Source organism: Pontibacillus salipaludis, assembly GCF_014642405.1.
Taxonomy (GTDB): domain Bacteria; phylum Bacillota; class Bacilli; order Bacillales; family BH030062; genus Pontibacillus; species Pontibacillus salipaludis.
The window spans coordinates 189,385-208,425 of sequence record NZ_BMIN01000004.1 but is presented as its reverse complement, the minus strand read 5'-3'; the positions used below and the strand labels follow the sequence as shown (position 1 = coordinate 208,425).

Genomic DNA, 19,041 nt, shown 5'->3' with positions numbered 1-19,041 from the left:
TGCTATAGAGCAGTTACCTGTTTTACGTTAAGATAATCGGAATCCGTATAAGAGCCATGGATCTTGTGTTTCAAAAGCATCGGATGAAAATGTATGGGCCGCTTCAGATGAAACGTCCATCCAAGCACCATATATATCCTCGTGCTTAGACCATTCATGTTGAATCGTCTCAAATAGTCCCGATTGCTCAAAATGGTCATTCCAGAAATACTTAGAGTTGAGATAAAGATTCCCCTTTTGATCCACCTTACAGAATAAGAAACGGGTTCGATCTGAATTGACGTAAAACGTTCCATCTTTCAGGTACTCATCTGTAAATAAAGACTCATCAAACGGAAGAGGATAATAGGCTTCATAAGGGAAAGCCCCAAGTGCATTTTCCTTTAGCGATTGAAGGAAGTTTCGTTTTTCTTCTATTGTATTGATCGTATCCCATACTTCACCTGGTGTGCTCTTCACAAGATGTGGATCTTTTAGAATGAAAGGATGCAAGGTAGTTACATGTGGTAAGTCTAATTTCGTCAAGGCTTTACGAGCCGAGTAGTTGTGAAGTTGTGTGTTTGCGCTGACGAATTCAATGGAAGGAATCGTTCTCAGTTCCTCTATTATGGCGCGAAGGATTTCGGTACCGAATCCTTTGCCTCTATACCGGATATCCGTTCGCAGGCGTCCTAGCATGGCGAATTTATTTGAGAATAATGTATACCCTGAAACAGCGATCATTCGTTCTTTATCAAAAAGTCCATACATGACATTGTTCTCTCGTTCGAGAAGGTTGTGAAAGATCCGTACAACATAGTCATCTTCTAAACCGGTCTTCATGTTTCTTAAAGCGTCATAATCATTTTCTGTTAGCTTTCGAAGTGTTACGAGTTCTGTTTCCATAGGTCACCCACTTCCGATGTTCAATTTTCCAATTGTAATATTCTCACAAGGACATATTCTTTGTCTATTAGAAAGCCTGATGCGCCCTTTATAATTGGAATTCTGGTCTTTTTTTGATACAATATTGTTTACGCAAGTTGAGGAGGATATACGCTTATGCCTAAAGGTAAAGGAAATGCAATCGCACAAAATAGAAAAGCCAGTCATGATTTCTTTATAGAAGATACATTTGAAGCGGGCATTGTTCTGAAGGGGACGGAGATTAAATCAATCCGTGCCGGCAGAGTGAATATGAAAGACAGCTTCGCACGTGTGAGTAAAGGAGAAGTGTTCCTTCATAACATGCATATCTCTCCTTATGAACAAGGGAACCAGTTCAACCATGAACCAACGAGAATGCGGAAGTTACTTCTTCATCGTAAAGAAATCAACCGTTTAATTGGTGAAACACAGCAGCAAGGTTACTCGCTTGTGCCTTTAAAGATGTACATTAAAAATGGTGTAGCCAAGGTTTTAATTGGTCTAGGTAAGGGTAAAAAGAAATATGATAAGCGTGAAGACTTGAAACGCAAGCAAGCAAAGCGTGACATTGATCGTGCTATCAAAAACAGTGGTTATTAACTTACAAAAGATACCAGTTCGTATCCATTGCTAAAACCTCATTTTATGTTATACTAAGTATTGTCGTTGAAACGATACGACATATAAATGATGAAGCCATTTTGAGCTCATCTTCCGTTAAAGGAACCATTTACATGGGGACGTTACGGATTCGACAGGGATAGGTCGTGCTCTAGTAGCGGGCCGATTGGCGACTCGTAAAGCGCCATGCCAATAATAACTGGCAAAGAAAACAATTTCTCTCTAGCAGCTGCATAAGCTGACCTAGAGGATCCTTCCTGCCATCGCCCATGTGGTAGATTGAAGGGTCTCAAACTTAAGTGGGCTACGCGTTCATTCGCCACCTTAGGATGAACGAAGAGACCAATAAGGTTAGCTGCAAGGAAGCCTGTCAGTAGGTCGAATTGTATGCGAAATATAATATGCTGACTACGCTCGTAGAAGCTATTGTAACGATATCTCTGGACGTGGGTTCGACTCCCACCGTCTCCACCAATACATAATTGGTGGTTTTTTTATGTCTTAAAGCCTTATTTCTAACTTTTCTCTGGGATACCATTGGTGTGCTTCTAGACTTATAGATTGAATCTAATGTAAAAGCACAAGCTGCCCTTTTAGTGAGCTTGTGCTTTTTTTATAAGTATTTATAAGACAACAAGTGAAAGACTCAACTTTTCACGTACATTCCATTGGGACATTTGTTGAAAAGCAGGTTAAATGAATCCGTGTTAAACTTACTAATGTGTATGTTGATTAAGAGAGAAAATTGGAGTGAAGATTATGTTTAGCTCCCCAATTAATCAGTTTAGGTTAATGGGCTTTTTAGAAGGTTTATCCCTTCTTGTTTTGTTATTTATCGCGATGCCGCTTAAGTACGTGATCGGCTATCCGGAGGCAGTAACCTACGTGGGTTCTCTTCATGGTGTGCTCTTTATTATGTATTTGGCTACGATTGCCTATGTGACGTTTAAAATTAGATGGTCATTTATATGGGTAAGTTCAGCTATTGCTGTTGCGTTTATTCCTTTCGGTAATTTGGTGTTTGATACTAAAGTACGCAAGCATCATATCTAAGATAGTTAAAGGGGGTTGCTACATGGCTGAGGCTAGAGGATTATCTCTAGAACAAAAAGAAGAACTGCTCAAGGTGTTGAAAGAACGTTTCGAGAACAATATGAGCCGCCATAATGGAATGAGCTGGACTGAAGTGCAAGCAAGACTTGAGGCTTACGATGAAAAGGTATGGTCGCTCCATGAGATGGAGAAAACGGGCGGTGAACCGGATGTTGTTGACTACGAAAAGGAACAAGGGAAGTATGTTTTCTTTGATTGTTCAGCTGAAAGTCCTAAAGGCCGCAGGAGTGTGTGTTATGACCGTAAAGCACTAGAATCGAGGAAGAAACATAAGCCTGAAACAAGCGCAGTCGATATGGCAGCTTCTATGGGAGTAGAATTACTAAATGAAGATCAATATCGGACATTGCAGAAGCTTGGTGATTTTGATAAGAAAACATCAAGTTGGGTGCAAACGCCTGAAGATATAAGAGACCAGGGTGGTGCGCTATTCTGTGATTTTCGGTATGGACATGTCTTTGTTTATCATAACGGAGCAGAGTCTTATTATGCTGCGAGGGGCTTTCGTGGTGTAGTTAGGGTCTGAATTAGATTATAAAAAAACCTCTCCTGTGATTGGAGAGGGTTTTTTACGATCTAACTAAAAAACCGTTTGATCTTCGCCAATGTATTTTCAGAATTCGATGTTGTTTCATGAAAAGCAACATGACCATCTGGCCGTATTAGGAGAGTATGACCATTCCGCATACCAACATGCCTTTGCAAATCATGATGGACATCATAAATAATCGGCAGCTCATGGTCAGGGTCTGAGGAAACCGTTCCTCCTCTGGCTACAAGGTAAACGGTTATAAGGCCAGAGTATTTTTCTTTAACCTTTCTAGCAAAATCATATGCGTAATCAATGACTGCTTCATCCTGAGCATCGTCAATGTAGATCAGGCATAGATGACCGTGTCTTCGAATGAAAGGATACAACCGTTCGTCTGTTGTTCCGTCAAAGAAGAGTAGATAATCTGGCACTCGGTCGCCAGCTTGAAGGGCCTTTTTAGGAAGGGAAGGATCTCGTAACGAACGGTTTTGTTCTGTTTTATCATAGTCATTGTATACATGTGACATATGATTCGCTACTCTTTGTTGAACCCAGTTTTGGGTTAATGCCCATTTGCCAGCCCAGTTTCGAATTTTTCCTACTGTCCCATCTAATAAAACAATTCTAAGCATAGCTGACGTTTCCCGGAGGACATCTTTTCCTATAGGATATCGTTCGTGATGGTAACTGTTTAGGAACGAGTCAGTGGCATGGCCTTTTAGGACTGCATCGATTTTCCAAGCCAGATTTACGGCATCTTGAAGACCTAGGTTCATCCCTTGACCGCCGATAGGATTGTGGATGTGAGCGGCATCTCCTACGAAAAAGGTGCGGTCTTTACGGTACGTATCTACTTGTCGGTGTGCGGTTCCAAAATAGGTGAGCCATTTCGGATTTTCGACTTGAAGTGGTTCAGGCAGAATGGTATCGAGACTTTCTTGCAGGTCTTCTAAAGCTAGCTCATCTTGCCTTGGCTTTCCTTGTTTGGAGCGGTCTAAGCCGACAACGCGATAACTACCGTCTTTATAGGGAAAGAAAGCGGCTGCTCCGCGATCGTTTAAAAATACATTGATATAGATGTCATTAAATTCAGGAACATCTACATCCCCCAGGAAAAATGTAAACCCATCGTCTTTTCCTTCAAAATCAACATCTAATGCTTCCCGAACTTTACTGTGTGACCCATCGCAGGCCAAAAGATATTTTGCACGGTATTCGTGAATTTCTCCATTATAATCCGCTTTAACATAAACGCCCTCTGAGGTTTGGGAGACCTCGATGACATGGTGCTCTCTATTTATGGACTTTCCGGATTGATTCAATTGCTCTTCTAAAATTTCTTCTGTCTCACTTTGTGGAATAATTAGAATGTAAGGGTAGCGGCTTTGTATATGATACAACTCCTCCGTTGATGGAGTGGTATCTCCAAGGTGCAGCTTCGTCCCAGGTCCTGGGTAACCTCGTTCTAAGAAGGGTCTATGAACATTTAGTAGCTCAAACATTTCGAGTGTACGTGCTTGAATCCCTAGGGCTTTCGACAGCGTAGAGGGTTCAGATCTTTTTTCCAAGCAGATCCAGTCTACGCCTTGATTTTCTAACGCATTAGCAGCCATTAGTCCGGCTGGTCCAGCCCCGATGATAAGGACGTCTGTATGAGTAACGGAAGTCATGCAATAAGCTCCTTTCTTAAAATGGCGATATAATGAGTCTTATATTATATAGTCTACCCGTTTGTGCACCATAAAGTTACTTATGATGGGCTCTTGTTGAAAAGTGTAATGATTATGGTGACTAAACATTCGAAATGGTTTAGTTTGCGATAGATGGAGAGACGTTTCCTTTAGCTTTGGTGAGGTGTAAGGTGGTCTGGGAAACAGCTCCCTTTCCGCGGGCGAGCTGTCGAGCCTCCTCGGGCAAAAAAGCGTGCCCTCCGGGGTCTCGTCTAACTCTTCTTCCCGCAGGAGTCTCGCAGTTTCCCAAACCACCTTTTCATATTAGACTTTAAGGAAACGTGCCAAAATCAGTAGTAGGGGCCGTTCATCCACTTATCGTCAGGGCATGCTAGGGGACCACGAAACTCCCGCGGGATAAGGAGCCTATCCAGTTCCGGAGTGGAGGACCTAGCGAGATAAGCCATCTTTTTTCCAAAGGCTAATCGCCTTTTCCAAAAAGCTGCCTTATCCGTACGGTCCTAGGCACCACTCCTGCGCTTTAAATCTAGGGGAGACCCCGAAGAGAGCGCTAGCGAACGAGGAGGCTTGCCAGCTCCCCGCAGGAAAGCGAGTTGTCCCCTAGAATGCCCAAGCCCCACATTGTAATGGCCCCATTCACACTAAAGTGTCTCATTTTGTCCATTAAGGACTTAGGAGGTAGTGCGAGTGAATGTATAATGAATAACCCTTTAAAATTCTCAATCACGTGCAAACAGTATACAATAAGGTAAGAAGTACTATTTTACATACGAGTATAAAGGAGCAGGTGTTATGAATTCGATTGCCTCTGCCATTGTTAAAGCAAATAAAGGGCTGCTTTTCTTTTGGTTAGCTATTGTTATTGTGTTTGGTTATTTTGCGTTGGACTTGGCTTCAAAACTTGAAGGGGATGGGTTTCGTACTTCAGGTGAGTACGAGGAAGTAGAAGAGACGCTTAATGAACAATTTGGTTTTCCGAAGTCTTCTATTCTTTTGTTATTTGAGGATGAGGGGGAAGGAGAGATACAGGGAACGATTACAGACGTATTAGATGAAGCCAAAGATGTTTCTGAAGTTACATCGGTATCTTCACCTTTAGATGATGAATCCATGTTGAAGGAAGATGTGGCTTATGCGTCTTTGAATATGGAAGAAGAGCCTGAAGATATGAAGGCAGTTATCAAAGAAGTACGTTCAATTGCTAATCGTTATTCAGGTGTATCGGTTACTGGTGCTCCTGTGATCTCTGAGGATATTAATAAGGCGAGTCAAGATGATTTAAAGACGGCAGAACTTATAGGTCTTCCGGTTGCCTTGCTTGTATTATTGTTCGCATTCGGTAGCGTAGTGGCCTCTATTGTGCCCGTTATCGTTGGTGGGGTAACGGTTGTGTTAGCTTTTGGTGTACTTACGCTTATTGGGGATAGCGTTAACTTGTCTGTATTTCTTCTAAATGTTGTACCGATGGTCGGTCTCGCTTTAAGTATTGATTTCGCTTTGTTATTTATCAATCGTTATCGTGAGGAACTTCTATCGAAAGATCCGGCTGATGCGATCCGCACAACCATTCTAACAGCTGGTCGTTCCATCATCTTTTCAGCTATGTGTGTGTTCATTGGTCTTGGAGCTATGATGGTGATTCAAATTGATATCTTTCAAACGATTGCCCTTGGGGGAATGGTTGTTGTATTTATTGCTGTATTAACAGCCTTGACGCTTCTACCGTCTATCTTATTCTTGCTTGGTCATCGTATAAATAAGTGGAAGGTTATTAAAGTGGACCAATCCTCTGTAGGACGATGGCGTACGTTTGCAAAATGGGTGATGAAACGTCCAATCATTGTTTCCATAGTGGCGTTTGGAGTGTTAATTGTAGGGATTCTACCTATTCAGAATATGAACCTTTCTATTCCAACGATTGAGTCCTTGCCTGAAAGTTACGATTCAAGGGTGGCTTATGAAAGCATCGAGGAAGAATTTTTATCTCCGGAGCAGAGTCAAGTTTACCTTATTGCGAACCGAAACGGAGACTGGTTAAGTAAGGAAGGATTAGATACTTGGGAACAATTGAAAGAAGAAGTAGCTTCTGAAGATCTGGTCACCTCTGTCTCTACCTTGTTTAGTGTGAGTGATATTGAGTCTAGTGGAGAATTGTTCCAAGCACTCAAGCAGGAACAAATGAAGAGTCAATTAGAACCTGCTATTAATCGATTTGTTCAAGATGAACAATTGTTGATTCCGGTCACACTTGATACAGAAGCGGATACGGATGAAGCTCAAGACTTAATGCGGGAATGGAATGAGAAAGATTGGAGTGCAGACGTCCGTATCGGAGGACAGCCAAAGTTCAATCAGGAAATTTATGATGAAATTTACGACAAGGTTGGCATTAGCGTTGCGATTATTCTAGGGTCTACGTTCACTATTCTGATGCTCGCTTTCAAGTCCATCCTGATTCCACTGAAGGCCATTTTCATGAATGTAATCGGACTGACCTCAACATTCGGGGTACTTGTGCTCTTATTCCAAAATGGCTTGTTTGGTCTTGAGGAAGCGGATATTGCATTGGTTCTTCCTGTATTAGTCTTTAGCCTGGTTTTCGGTTTGAGTATGGACTATGAAGTGTTTCTCATTTCAAGAATCCATGAATTCTACCAGGAAACAAAGGATAATCATTATTCTACAGTAGAAGGCCTTGCGAATACGAGTAAAATCATCACCTCTGCTGCCCTGATTATGATTGTTATTACAGGAGCATTTGCCTTTACAAATGTAATGCCAGTCAAACAGATCGGAATCGGCATTGCCATCGCTATATTTATTGATGCTACCATTATTCGACTGTTGCTGGTTCCAAGTCTTATGAAGCTACTTGGTGAATTAAACTGGTGGTTCCCGTTTAAGAAAGAACGTGCAAACAAATTGAAAAAAGAAAGACAATCTAATTAAAGTAGTAAGAGGGATGCAAGATCGTTCCGAACTACTATTATGAATACGAGTATGAATGTTTGTAGGAAAGGCGCAAGTCTCTAATAGGAGAACTTGTGCCTTTTCTAATAGCTGCCCTTTTCAGGTATGAATCAATTTAGAATTCGAGATGTATGCATTCTAAGCATTTACATTTAACTTTAATCAGTGAATTGCTACACTAAGAGTGGTTCGGAAGCGACTGTGGTTGCTGTGAATAAATGCGAGGGCATGGAAAAACAAACCTTTGACAATTCGGAAGAAATCTAGTAAGTTTAATAACCGTTAAAGCCGATTAAAATGATAGGAATAATAATAAATAGAAAGAGGAGGGAGCTTATGGGTCGATTATTTAAAGGGTACGTAAACGCATCTCTAATTCTAAAGATAACAGTAGCACTTATAATAGGTATTATCGTAGGTTTGATCTTTGGTGAACAAACATCTGTATTGTCACCACTCGGTGACTTATTAATGCGTTTATTACAATTTATCATCATTCCGCTCATATTCTTTACATTAATTGTAGGAGTAAACCAAACGCGTGCAAGCAACTTAGGACGCATGGGAGGGAAAATGTTCCTTTACTATGTGGCGACGTCTGCGTTAGCGATTACAGTCGGGCTGCTTGTAGCAAGTTTATTTGATCCTGGTTCAGGGGTTTCTGTTGATACAAATGAGACCATCGAGGCTAATGAACACCCAGGTATAGCTAGTGTGTTACTGAATATTGTCCCAACGAATATTGTAACAGCATTCTCTGAAATGAACTTACTGGGTATCATATTTACTTCACTTGTCTTTGGTATTGCCATTTCAACACTTCGTAACTCAGATGAATATGGTGAACTTGGAGAGCATGTGTATAAGCTATTCAATGGATTGAATGAAGCAACATTTAAGGTTATGAATGTGATTCTTCAGTATATCCCAATTGGAATCTTTGCGATTATTGCTCAGACAGTCGGAAGCCAAGGGATCGATACAATCCTCTCGCTTGGAAATATGGTACTTGTATTGTATGTAGCTATTCTCGTACAAATTGTCCTTTATACGATCTTAATGGTTGTATTCAAGATGAGTCCAAAAGAGTTCTTCTCTCAGGCTCGAACACCAATGATTACCGCGTTTGTTACGCAAAGTAGTTCAGGTACGTTACCTGTTACCTTAAATGCGGCTAGCCGTTTAGGATTATCAAAGAGCCTTTATGGTTTCAGTCTCCCTCTAGGAGCAACCATTAACATGGATGGTGCTGCGATTCGTATTGCTGTATCAGCAGTCTTTGCAGCAAACTATACGGATACTACGCTTGGATTCACTAGCATGCTCATGATCGTCATTATTGGTACTCTTGCATCAATTGGTACAGCAGGCGTCCCAGGCGCTGGTATAGTGATGATTGCCACTGTGTTCACTCAAGTTGGATTACCGATGGAAGCTGTAGCCGTTCTAGCCTCCATTGATGTTCTTGTGGGTATGGGTGCGACTGCACTTAACGTAACAGGCGACCTAGTAGGAACATCTATTATTAATCAAACGGAGAAGAAGCATGAAAGTAAAGCCTCTGCTTAAGAAATTAAAGCCAGGTTCTCTTTATAGGAGAGCCTGGCTTTTTTATGACTTTCTTTCAAATGGTAGCGTCATACACCTTATTCCTCCGCCACCTTTTTCTAATTCATCAACCTCAATTTCAACGAGCTTCTTCTTCTTTAACTTTGGATGGTTTTTGAGAATCTTTTTGTTCGCTTTCGTGCTAATCAGGATCGTTTCCGGATCAAGGTTAAGGAAATTAATATCAGCAACCGTATGTTTAACGTCATTAGTCCACTCTACATCATATCCGTGCCGGTTCAGGAATTCCTGCATCATTTGATAACTAGAATGTTTATCGGTTAACACTTGGATCGGCAAATACCTCATGTAGCTTTTTGCAATGAATACGTCCTGAGCAGCTACATTACTATTCATGTCTAGATGAAGAGTATCTGGTCTTCTCGGAAGATCAATGATTCCAATTTCAGAGAATCCAGCATTAAATATGTGGTCTTTTAAGGCTTGAATCGCTTCATAGCTAGTGCGAAGTCCAGTATTAATGAGTATGGCGTCTTTATTCAAGATAAAGACATCCCCATATTCTAAAGCATTTCCTTTGTTATTAGCTTGTACTTTAAAGCGATCAGGACCAAACCAGTCAAGGAAGAGGAAATGAGACTGCACGTACTCTGGTCTTCTCATAGATGTGCCAGCTTCACCAGGTAGGATGGTGTTACCAAATACACACGCTAGATCACGAACAAAGAATCGATTAATTAATTGCTGACTAAGTAATGCGTCTTGGCGGGATAAATACTTTGAATAGTCCAAAACGTTAATGCCGTGATTCTCCATAGCATGAACAAGGTTATGAAAGTGCTCGTGTGCTTTCGTTTGGTCAACAGGCTTTTCCCATTGCACATCTGTAGCTGTTTGGGCGTCTGGAACGTCCAATGCTGAAGGTGAACAAACGAGTACGGTCTTTAATTCGTCGTACTCATTCCAGCAGTTAGTCGTAATATCCATATGATGTCCCTCCCATTACGTGGTTTCTTCTGCTCTTTACTATTGCCTTAAAAGTTAATTTCATTCCTAAGACACATATTCTTAGTTGTTTATCTAAAACTAAAACAATCCGTATGAGGAAGGGGTGAAAATGTGAGTAAAGAAGCTAAGGAAGGGCATTTAACCTGGTGGCAAATGTCACTGATTGGGGTTGGGTGTATCATAGGTACGGGGTATTTTTTAGGTGCAAGTATTAGCATACAGAAAGCAGGTTGGTCTGTTTTATTGGCTTATCTTCTAGCTGGTATGGCCACCTATATTGTATTTCAATCCTTGGCCAAGTTGACAGCTCATCACCCTGAAAAGGGCTCTTTCCGTACATATGCAAAGCAAGCATACGGGAACTGGGCGGGATTTAGTAACGGCTGGGTATACTGGTCTTCAGAAATGCTTATTATGGGGAGCCAGCTTACGGCTCTTGGAATTTTTGCTCAGTTCTGGTTTCCTTCTATTCCATTATGGGTTTTTTCAGCTGTTTTTTCAGGACTTGGCCTTTTCGTCATTTTGCTTGGGGTAGAGAAGGTTGAAAAGATGGAAAACATATTTGGAGTCATGAAAGTAGCCGCAATTTTAATGTTTGTCATTATAGCAGGTGCTGCTTTGTTTGGGCTGATTGAAATGGGGAAGCCGATGGATCGGTCCGGGAAAACGTCTCTTTTTGCAAACGGTGCAATAGGTTTATGGGGAGCGCTGGTCTATGCCTTTTATGCTTTTGGTGGGATTGAAGTGATGGGGTTGATGGCAAAGGAAATGAAAGATCCAGGAGATGCTCCAAAATCGGGGAAGATTATGTTGGCCGCGTTAACGGGACTCTATGTCTTATCCATATTCTTAGTCGTAAAGCTCACTCCATTATCATCTGTTAATGCTGATGAAAGTCCATTTTTAACGTCACTTGCACGTTACGATTTGCCGTTTGTTTCTCATGCGTTTAATGGGGTTCTTATTATAGCCGGCTTCTCAACGATGGTCGCATCTTTGTATGCTGTAACAACCATGCTCGTTACGCTAGCGGAAGAGGGAGATGCGCCCAAGTTGTTTGCAAAAGAGGGGAAGTGGAATGTGCCACTTCCGGCTTTTACGTTGATAACGCTCGTGGTGATTGTCTCCATTATCATCGCATTACTGTTGCCAGGGAAGTTATTTGAGTATGTGACTACCGCTGCTGGACTTATGCTTTTGTATACGTGGATTTTCATCCTTTTTTCGTATAGAAAGTTAATGGCCAAAGGGTTAAAGGATACGATTTTATTTATATTTTCTTACGTGCTTATAGTAGGAGCTATTACAGGCACATTATGGGATCCTATTAGCAGAAAAGGTTTCTTTGTCAGCCTTCTCTTTTTATTTTTAATCGCAAGTGCTACTTGGTTAAAGGAAAGAAGACGAGGGTAGTGAAGGCGTTTCATGAGGAAATAGCGCAAGAAGAACCTATAAGTGGTGGAAAGGGGGGAGAACAACTGAACAAAAATCCTTGGTTCTCAACACAAAGGACAGTAGTCCTGTAAAAGCCCCCTTTCCACCAAGCATGACAGGTTTAAAGGTAGCTAATGGCGTATGCTTTTTAGCTTGTTCTTCATCCTCATAAACGGGCATTGTGATGGGGTTGTATCATCATCACGGAGGAAGTATTGTTTCCATTCGTAATTCTCTTCTTGGCCGTACCACATCAGGCTCGGGTGCGCTTCCATTTCATCGTAATCTACAAGACGTTTACGAATCACTTTCTTTAACTTTTGCCCAAGAGTCGTAGAGGCATTAATTTGATCGAAAACCCATCTCGGTTGAAAAGCTAGTAAAAAGTAGGGGGAATGTCTGCTTTTTCTAGAAGTATGAGCAGGCGTTGCGCAAAACGCGAAATAGGGTTCTCCGTTAAAACAAAATTCCCAAGCCGTGTGATGAGGGTCTTTTGGAATGCCCTCGGGCCAAGGCGCTTCGTCGACTTTGTGTATATCGCTAAGAAGTGTCCAGAATATCTCTTCATACTCTTCAACGGAAGTGCGGTTACGTTCTAGATCTCTCGAATCAGATAGAATTACGAGTGAGGCATACATTCCTGTTTCTCTTGAAATGGGGCCGTATTCTTTCAGCAGGTTAGCAATATGAATAGCGCTTTCTTTACAAGTGATGTCTTTAACAAAACCAAAGCGTAACATGTCACCCACAAACCCTTGTTTTCCTGGGACGCAGGGGTAAGGTTTTTTCTCGTTCAAAAGCATTGAAGAGAAGTCAAGATAGGCGTCTTGTTGCCAACTTTCTAGCTCATGATTATTTCTCTCTATCCAGCTCTTTGTATATAAATTCACTTCTATAAACAACCTCTCCTTAAGGATTTACACGGTTATCCTATTAAGGAGAGGGAGAATGGGTGTCTGTCTATACTCCAAACATAAGACGAAACGCCTGTACTCCGAAGTAAAGACCGAATCCGATTAATACAACACCAGATAGTATAGATATAACACGTTGAACCCCTGAGCTCACAAGCCGGCGTGTGCCTGTCGCGAGTCCCGCCATCGTGATATCCCAGATCGTAATGCCGAGAAAGATGCCAAGGCTGTAAAGGAGCAGTTGATAAGGACCATATTGATCCGTGGTTTGAGCTAGTATAGAACCGTAAATCCCAAGCCAGAACAAAATGCTTAATGGGTTAGAGATAGCCATTAAGAAGCCTGTCCGAAACGACTTCCCAAGCGTTTCCCCTCGTGTTTCCTGACGTTCTACTGAAGGAGATTTTGATTTTACAATACTCTCAATTCCGGTGTAACAAAGAACAAAAAAACCAAATGACCACAAAAAGGCTCTTAAAAGAGGCGTATCAATGAATTGAGCCACCCCAAAATAAATAAGCAACATAAATATCCCATCTGCGAACATGCCCCCAACTCCCACAAGCCAGGCATGCCAAAAACCAAATCGAATTCCTTTATCTAACTGAGCGGCATTGATCGGCCCCATAGGTGCAGATAAAGAAAGTCCGAGTAATATGTAACTAAAGAAGATATTCATAATGTCCCACCTTGTCCACTTATTCGTACTAGTATATTCGACAGAGCGACGCTGATATACCTTTGAAGGGGTTCTTTTTTACTTAGCTCTGTTAAAGTGTAATGTTGTTAATTTTTATATCAAGCTTGTTTAAGATGTGGGTAGTAATCTTGGAGACTAGAATTTGAGAGAATGTTTCCGTTTGCTTTAATTGAGTGTAAGGTGGGACTGGAAACTACTCGCTTTCCTGTGGGGAGCTGGTGAGCCTCCTCAGCCGGCACGCCGGCCTCCGGGGTCTCACCTAGATTGAAAAGTGCAGGCGTGGTGCCTAGGACCGTACGGACAAGACAGCTTTTTGTAAAAGGCGTTAAGCCTTTGTAAAAAAGATGACTTGTCTCGCTAGGTCCTCCACGCCAGAACTAGACTTGGCTCTTCTGCCCACGGGAGTCTCGCAGTTTCCAGTCCCACCTTTACCATATTTGGATGAGCGAAAACATGCCATGCAGGGTGAGATCAGACCACCTGCTGCTATCTGCGGGGCCGTTCACCTCTTTAAAGGTAGGGCTTCCTAGCTCCCCGCAGGAAAGCGAATTGTCCCCGAGAAAGCCCAAGCACTCATAAACGTAACGGCCCCTTTTAGCTGAGCAACCTCGAGCCTTCCATATATGGAGGTTTATATGGATTAAATGAAAATAAACAATAAACATTAACTAAGCCTTTTACTTAGAAGAGATATGTTAATATCCCTATTTTACAATTCAGCATAAATGGGGAGTATAACCTTTAATGAGCGGAATTATTATAACTGAAGGGGTGGGTCCTGCATGAAGGTACTAGGGTTTCGGTATGTGGATGTATCGGAAAAAAGTGATGAGATGGTGGGTTTTTTTCAACATAAATTAGGCATGGAGAATTCGTGGAGTGATACTGAGGACTACCGCGGGGGAATTTTTAAGGCAGGGGAGAGCTGGCTTGAGTTTTGGCATAAAAATGAGTGTATGAATGCTTTAACAATGCTCCAAATTGTTGTGGATGAAGCGGATGAATTTGCATCTTTCGCAAAAGAACAAGGGGTAGAGGTTCACGGGCCTATTGAGGAGCATGGGGAGAAGATTTATTCATTACAAGCTCCGAACGGGATGTCGGTAACAATCATTTCAGCTATTTCATCGTAAAGTTAGAAAGCCCATTCTGTAAGAAGAATGGGCTTTGGTCTTTGCTTGTCTTATGAGTATGAAGTCTCTAACGCTTTTAGTTCATCACTCACAAATGCCATTAACTCTTGAATCATCTCTGCTGAGAAATCAAATGAGATGCCAGCTGCTTTATATACTTCGTTTAATGATTTCGTATTCCCGAGTGATAAAGCGTACTTGTAGTTTTCAAGTGTTTGTTTTGGATTCTCTTTGTACTGTTTATACATTTGAACAGCGCCAAGTTGAGCAATAACATATTCCACATAGTAGAACGGAACTTCAAATATATGAAGGACTTTCTGCCAAGTATTCTCAAGTATCTCTTCGTTCTCTGACCAGTCTACTTGCTGCCCACCAAACGATTGTTTCAATTCTTTAAACTTTTCGTTACGCTCTTTTGCGGTGTGGTTAGGATTCTCGTACAACCAATGTTGGAATTGATCGATAACGATGCCCCCAGGAAGGAAGTGGATAATCCCTTCTAACTGTTCGCGCTTTGCACGTAATAGTTCTTCTTTATCATCATAGAAGTGATCCCAATAATCCATTGTTAGAAGTTCCATCGTCATACTTGCAAGCTCAGCACTTTCCATTGGAGCTTCACGATAAGAAGGGAGTTGGATCTCCTGACTTCGGCTATTGTGAATGCAATGTCCCATTTCATGGAGAAGGGTAATCATATCGTCATGGGACGTATCAGCATTCATAAAGATAAATGATACTCCGGATAATGGAAGGAAGTCACAAAATCCACCTGGTGCTTTCCCCTTACGTGTATCAAGGTCAAGCGTTCCTTTTTGGTGCATGTCGGTTAGTAAATGGGCAAATGATGCATCGAGCTTCGTGAAGATCGATGAAGATTTGTTTATGAGCTCGTCAGTCGTATGAAAAGGTTTAAGAGGGTTCTGGCCTGAAGGTGATGCGTTTAAATCCCAAGGTTTCAACGTATCGACTTTGAGGCGTTCTTTTTCCTTATTCATTAATTCATTCTTTAAAGGAACAACATGCTCCTGAATTGATCTCGCTAATTCTTTACAATCTTCAGGAGTGTAATCGAATCGCTCATATTCTTTAAACATATACTCAGTGAACGTGTTTAAATCCGCGTTTTTTGCTTTTTTCTCTCGTAGTGAAATAAGCTGATCCATAATGGATTGCAATTGATCCTTATGCTGTAGTCTTGCTTCGTTCATAAGCGTGAAAGCTTTTTTCCTGATGTCTCTATTCGGATCTTGTAAATATGGGCTCATTTGACTAAGTGTCTTTTCTTCCCCGTGCCATTTCACTGTAATGCTTCCGGTAATTTCAAAGTATTGATTCGTTAATCGGTCTTCTTCGACTTCAATAGCAATGTTTTCTTCTCGGAATAATTCCAATGCATTTTCCTTCATCTTTATAAATCTACCGTATGTAGCAGGATCTAGTTCCTCTTTGTGAGGAGAATCAACGAATTTTTGGTCTAGTAAGGCTCGGTATTTTTTAATGAGGGGTTCAATCTTCTCCTGGTCCCGTTCAATAGCCCGTTTCGCTTCAGGGCTATCACTGTGACATTGAAAATCAATGTAGTGACCTCTAAGTCCCTCATCAATCGCATCAAAGACTTGGGCTTGAGTGAGTATCCACGATTCTAATTTCTCTACTGAATCGATGGGTTGTTGGACGAGTCTATTTAATTCAGACTCGATCGTTTCTGGTTTTGAAAAATCATAGCGTTCTTGATAAAAAGTCGACATTCTCGGTTCCTCCTTTAGTAGCTCCTACTGCATTTTATCATGAAACAGAAAATTCCAAAAATATAGACTAGAGAATGTTTCCATATGCTTTAATTAAGCGTGAGGTGGTTGGGAAAATCACTCGCTTTCCGCGCCGGAACTAGATAGGCTTCTACTGCCGCAAGAATCTCGCAATTTCCCGAACCACCTCTGACATATATGGTGTAACGGAAACATGCCATATAAGGGGGCTTATATGGAGTGAATAAAAAATTGATTCTAATATTAATAGAGTCAATATAGAAGCTAGCCTTTCTTTGGTAGAAGTTGACCGCATATTTGCCTCTATAACAGCATGTTAAGCGCTTTCTGTTAAGTAGTTGAATGTTGCCATACACAAATTCTCATGTATGAAGGATGCATCTTTTTGTATAAAAATTTATAAAAAGGGTATTTACTTCATGGTTTTGTGTGTTATTATACATTATAGCTAATAAAGATACATTAACAGGGGGAAGCCAAAAATGAAGAAATTTGCACTTATATTATCAATTATGGCAACGATGGTTGTACTTGCAGCGTGTGGCAGTTCTGAATCAGCAAATGGTGAAGGAGAAGATGGGAAGAAAACATTAGTTATGGGAACGTCGGCTGACTATAAACCATTTGAATTTATTGATACAGCAAACAGTGATGAAATTGTAGGGTTTGATATTGATATAGCCAAACACATCACAGAGGAACTAGGTTATGAATTGAAGATTGAGAATATGGATTTTAGCGGATTGATTGCAGCTCTAAATAGTAACAAAGTAGATTTTGTATTTGCTGGAATGTCTCCAAATGAAAAACGTGAAAAGCAAGTGGATTTCTCAGATATTTATTACGAAGCGCATAATGCGGTAGTTTCGATGGAAGATACATCAATAGAAGAAATAAGTGATCTAGAAGGAAAGAAAATTGGTGTACAACTTGGATCAATCCAAGAAGGTAAGGCCAAAGAGCTTCAAGAAGAATACGAAGGTATTGAGGTCATTCAACGCGACTTAATTCCTCAACTTGTAGAAGAGTTAAAGACAGGGCGTATAGACGCAGCCATTATTGAAGATAGCGTCACAAGTGGGTATTTAGAAAAAAATGAAAAGCTAACTCAATTCATTCTTGATCCAAACACTTCAAAAGGTTCTGCGGCAGCCTTCCCTGAAGATAGTGAGCTAGTTGAAGAATTTAATAAAGAAATAGAGAACATGAAAGAAAGCGGTAAGATGGATGAACTAATTAAGAAATGGTTTGAAAACGGAGGAAAGTCCGAATAAGGCAAGGAGTGGACCGATATGGAAGAGATCATCCCGTCAATCCCCTTTATTTTAGAGGGGATTCTCATAACATTAAAATTCGTATTATTATCTGGAGTTATAGGATTCATACTAGGAATCGGAGTGGCTCTTGCGAAACTTGGAAAAAGTAAAGCATTAGGAAAAATCGCAGGTGCTTATACAGCTTTCTTCAGAGGGACACCTCTTATCCTGCAACTTGTCTATATTTATTACGTCATTCCCCAAGTAACACCTTGGAACATTGAGCCGTTCGTGGCAGGAGTAATCGCATTTTCATTAAACTCTGCTGCCTATATTTCTGAAATCATCAGAGCTGGTATTCAATCCGTGGATAAGGGTCAATTTGAAGCGGCTAAAGCTCTCAACATCCCATATTTCAAGGCAATGAGGAAGATCATTTTGCCACAGGCCATAAAACACATTTTACCTGCTTTAATGAATGAAGGGATTATGTTACTGAAAGAGTCGGCTGTTATTTCAGTTATTGGTGTATCAGATATCATGCGCAGAGGGCAAATTGTTGCAGCGGACACATACAACTATATTGGAGCCTTAACAATTCCGTTAATCTTATATTTCCTTATGGTACGGGTGCTAGAAATGTACGGATCCAGAGTAGAAAGAAGGTTGAGTTACAGTGATTAAAGTGAATCAATTATCTAAAACATTCAAGAAGACGCCTGTTCTAAATAATATAACGACAGAGATTAATAAGAAGGAAGTAGTTGCAGTAATTGGACCATCTGGTTCAGGTAAATCAACGTTTCTTCGTTGTTTAAATGGATTAGAACAACCATCAGAAGGTCAAGTCTATATCGATGGGACACAACTCAATGAACAAAACGTGACTCAAATTCGTGAGAAAACGGGAATGGTCTTTCAGCATTTTCATCTATTTCCTCATATGACCGTGCTTCAGAATATCACATTTGCTCCTATGGAAACACATGGGACGAGTAAGGAAGAGGCTGAAGAGAATGCTATGAAGCTGCTTGAAACAGTCGGATTATCAGATAAAGCAACTAGTTACCCAAATCAATTGTCGGGTGGCCAAAAACAAAGAGTCGCTATTGCAAGGGCACTTGCTATGCATCCTGAGATCATGCTCTTTGATGAGCCTACTTCAGCGCTCGACCCAGAGATGGTAAAAGAAGTCTTGGATGTTATGAAGCAACTTGCGAGCACAGGTATGACAATGGTTATTGTGACACACGAAATGGCTTTTGCGCGTGAAGTAGCTGATCGAATTATCTTCCTTGACCAGGGGGCGGTAGTCGAAGAAACAACGCCTCTTCAATTCTTTAACACTCCTTCAACTGAAAGAGCGCAGTCTTTCTTACAGAAAGTCTTATAATCATAAGTAAAGCCCTCTATATTAAA

16 protein-coding genes and 1 other RNA gene are annotated in these 19,041 nt (G+C 41.0%); 11 read left to right on the top strand and 6 right to left on the bottom strand.

Annotation, left to right across the window (positions count from 1 at the left end; genetic code table 11):
* Positions 1 to 27 precede the first annotated feature (27 nt).
* A complete protein-coding gene (locus IEW76_RS06715; protein WP_188652106.1) occupies positions 28 to 885 on the bottom strand; it encodes a GNAT family N-acetyltransferase in 858 nt (285 codons plus the stop codon).
* Positions 886 to 1,041: 156 nt separating this feature from the next.
* On the opposite strand from IEW76_RS06715, the gene smpB reads away from it, so the two are divergent.
* The 4 genes from smpB (at position 1,042) to IEW76_RS06695 (ending at position 3,166) form a co-directional block, all read left to right on the top strand.
* Positions 1,042 to 1,506 carry an SsrA-binding protein SmpB gene (gene smpB, locus IEW76_RS06710; RefSeq protein WP_036782375.1) on the top strand — a complete coding sequence of 155 codons (465 nt, stop codon included), beginning with the start codon at positions 1,042 to 1,044 and terminating at the stop codon, positions 1,504 to 1,506.
* Between the two features lie 136 nt (positions 1,507 to 1,642).
* Positions 1,643 to 2,001: a transfer-messenger RNA gene (gene ssrA / locus IEW76_RS06705) on the top strand.
* A gap of 285 nt (positions 2,002 to 2,286) precedes the next feature.
* The gene (locus IEW76_RS06700; RefSeq protein ID WP_188652302.1) at positions 2,287 to 2,580 is read left to right on the top strand and encodes a DUF3817 domain-containing protein; all 294 of its coding nucleotides are present in this window, start codon (positions 2,287 to 2,289) and stop codon (positions 2,578 to 2,580) included.
* Between the two features lie 22 nt (positions 2,581 to 2,602).
* The gene (locus IEW76_RS06695; protein WP_188652104.1) at positions 2,603 to 3,166 is read left to right on the top strand and encodes a DUF4256 domain-containing protein; all 564 of its coding nucleotides are present in this window, start codon (positions 2,603 to 2,605) and stop codon (positions 3,164 to 3,166) included.
* A 50-nt stretch (positions 3,167 to 3,216) separates the two neighbouring features.
* Here the strand turns inward: IEW76_RS06695 and IEW76_RS06690 are convergent, their stop codons facing one another.
* Positions 3,217 to 4,842 carry an FAD-dependent monooxygenase gene (locus tag IEW76_RS06690; RefSeq protein WP_188652102.1) on the bottom strand — a complete coding sequence of 542 codons (1,626 nt, stop codon included), beginning with the start codon at positions 4,840 to 4,842 and terminating at the stop codon, positions 3,217 to 3,219.
* Positions 4,843 to 5,655: 813 nt separating this feature from the next.
* Between IEW76_RS06690 and IEW76_RS06685 the strand changes: the two genes are divergently transcribed.
* The gene (locus IEW76_RS06685) at positions 5,656 to 7,812 is read left to right on the top strand and encodes an MMPL family transporter (RefSeq protein WP_188652100.1); all 2,157 of its coding nucleotides are present in this window, start codon (positions 5,656 to 5,658) and stop codon (positions 7,810 to 7,812) included.
* A 357-nt stretch (positions 7,813 to 8,169) separates the two neighbouring features.
* Entirely contained in the window at positions 8,170 to 9,402 is a 1,233-nt protein-coding gene (locus IEW76_RS06680; RefSeq protein ID WP_188652098.1) for a dicarboxylate/amino acid:cation symporter, read from the top strand.
* Positions 9,403 to 9,444: 42 nt separating this feature from the next.
* On the opposite strand, the gene IEW76_RS06675 is transcribed toward IEW76_RS06680, so the two are convergent.
* On the bottom strand, positions 9,445 to 10,389 hold the full coding sequence (locus IEW76_RS06675; protein WP_188652096.1) for an arginine deiminase family protein: 945 nt from the start codon (positions 10,387 to 10,389) through the stop codon (positions 9,445 to 9,447).
* Positions 10,390 to 10,563: 174 nt separating this feature from the next.
* Here IEW76_RS06675 and IEW76_RS06670 point away from each other — a divergent pair, with 174 nt between their 5' ends.
* Positions 10,564 to 11,823 (top strand): amino acid permease, encoded by a 1,260-nt coding sequence (locus IEW76_RS06670; protein ID WP_188652299.1) that lies wholly within the window; start codon positions 10,564 to 10,566, stop codon positions 11,821 to 11,823.
* Between the two features lie 152 nt (positions 11,824 to 11,975).
* Here the strand turns inward: IEW76_RS06670 and IEW76_RS06665 are convergent, their stop codons facing one another.
* Positions 11,976 to 12,734: a YqcI/YcgG family protein gene (locus IEW76_RS06665; protein WP_268235053.1), complete on the bottom strand. Its 759-nt coding sequence runs from the start codon at positions 12,732 to 12,734 to the stop codon at positions 11,976 to 11,978.
* Between the two features lie 70 nt (positions 12,735 to 12,804).
* On the bottom strand, positions 12,805 to 13,437 hold the full coding sequence (locus IEW76_RS06660; protein ID WP_188652094.1) for a LysE family translocator: 633 nt from the start codon (positions 13,435 to 13,437) through the stop codon (positions 12,805 to 12,807).
* Between the two features lie 803 nt (positions 13,438 to 14,240).
* On the opposite strand from IEW76_RS06660, the gene IEW76_RS06655 reads away from it, so the two are divergent.
* Positions 14,241 to 14,591, top strand: coding sequence for a VOC family protein (locus IEW76_RS06655; RefSeq protein ID WP_188652093.1), 351 nt, complete (start codon positions 14,241 to 14,243; stop codon positions 14,589 to 14,591).
* A gap of 50 nt (positions 14,592 to 14,641) precedes the next feature.
* Here the strand turns inward: IEW76_RS06655 and IEW76_RS06650 are convergent, their stop codons facing one another.
* Positions 14,642 to 16,345: a M3 family oligoendopeptidase gene (locus tag IEW76_RS06650; RefSeq protein WP_188652091.1), complete on the bottom strand. Its 1,704-nt coding sequence runs from the start codon at positions 16,343 to 16,345 to the stop codon at positions 14,642 to 14,644.
* A 503-nt stretch (positions 16,346 to 16,848) separates the two neighbouring features.
* Between IEW76_RS06650 and IEW76_RS06645 the strand changes: the two genes are divergently transcribed.
* Genes IEW76_RS06645 through IEW76_RS06635 form a run of 3 tightly spaced genes read left to right on the top strand, consistent with a single transcriptional unit; the run spans position 16,849 to position 19,015 of the window.
* On the top strand, positions 16,849 to 17,640 hold the full coding sequence (locus tag IEW76_RS06645) for a transporter substrate-binding domain-containing protein (RefSeq protein ID WP_188652089.1): 792 nt from the start codon (positions 16,849 to 16,851) through the stop codon (positions 17,638 to 17,640).
* 18 nt (positions 17,641 to 17,658) lie between these two features.
* Positions 17,659 to 18,306, top strand: a complete 648-nt coding sequence (locus tag IEW76_RS06640) for an amino acid ABC transporter permease (protein WP_188652087.1) — start codon at positions 17,659 to 17,661, stop codon at positions 18,304 to 18,306.
* Positions 18,299 to 19,015 carry an amino acid ABC transporter ATP-binding protein gene (locus IEW76_RS06635; protein WP_188652085.1) on the top strand — a complete coding sequence of 239 codons (717 nt, stop codon included), beginning with the start codon at positions 18,299 to 18,301 and terminating at the stop codon, positions 19,013 to 19,015. The genes IEW76_RS06640 and IEW76_RS06635 overlap by 8 nt, the downstream gene beginning before the upstream one ends.
* Positions 19,016 to 19,041: the final 26 nt, after the last annotated feature.

Bases quoted from the DNA above. Each gene is read 5' to 3' on its own strand.
- IEW76_RS06715 (WP_188652106.1), bottom strand. From the start codon at position 885: ATGGAAACAGAACTCGTAACACTTCGAAAGCTAACAGAAAATGATTAT.
- smpB (WP_036782375.1), top strand. From the start codon at position 1,042: ATGCCTAAAGGTAAAGGAAATGCAATCGCACAAAATAGAAAAGCCAGT.
- IEW76_RS06700 (WP_188652302.1), top strand. From the start codon at position 2,287: ATGTTTAGCTCCCCAATTAATCAGTTTAGGTTAATGGGCTTTTTAGAA.
- IEW76_RS06695 (WP_188652104.1), top strand. From the start codon at position 2,603: ATGGCTGAGGCTAGAGGATTATCTCTAGAACAAAAAGAAGAACTGCTC.
- IEW76_RS06690 (WP_188652102.1), bottom strand. From the start codon at position 4,842: ATGACTTCCGTTACTCATACAGACGTCCTTATCATCGGGGCTGGACCA.
- IEW76_RS06685 (WP_188652100.1), top strand. From the start codon at position 5,656: ATGAATTCGATTGCCTCTGCCATTGTTAAAGCAAATAAAGGGCTGCTT.
- IEW76_RS06680 (WP_188652098.1), top strand. From the start codon at position 8,170: ATGGGTCGATTATTTAAAGGGTACGTAAACGCATCTCTAATTCTAAAG.
- IEW76_RS06675 (WP_188652096.1), bottom strand. From the start codon at position 10,389: ATGGATATTACGACTAACTGCTGGAATGAGTACGACGAATTAAAGACC.
- IEW76_RS06670 (WP_188652299.1), top strand. From the start codon at position 10,564: ATGTCACTGATTGGGGTTGGGTGTATCATAGGTACGGGGTATTTTTTA.
- IEW76_RS06660 (WP_188652094.1), bottom strand. From the start codon at position 13,437: ATGAATATCTTCTTTAGTTACATATTACTCGGACTTTCTTTATCTGCA.
- IEW76_RS06655 (WP_188652093.1), top strand. From the start codon at position 14,241: ATGAAGGTACTAGGGTTTCGGTATGTGGATGTATCGGAAAAAAGTGAT.
- IEW76_RS06650 (WP_188652091.1), bottom strand. From the start codon at position 16,345: ATGTCGACTTTTTATCAAGAACGCTATGATTTTTCAAAACCAGAAACG.
- IEW76_RS06645 (WP_188652089.1), top strand. From the start codon at position 16,849: ATGAAGAAATTTGCACTTATATTATCAATTATGGCAACGATGGTTGTA.
- IEW76_RS06640 (WP_188652087.1), top strand. From the start codon at position 17,659: ATGGAAGAGATCATCCCGTCAATCCCCTTTATTTTAGAGGGGATTCTC.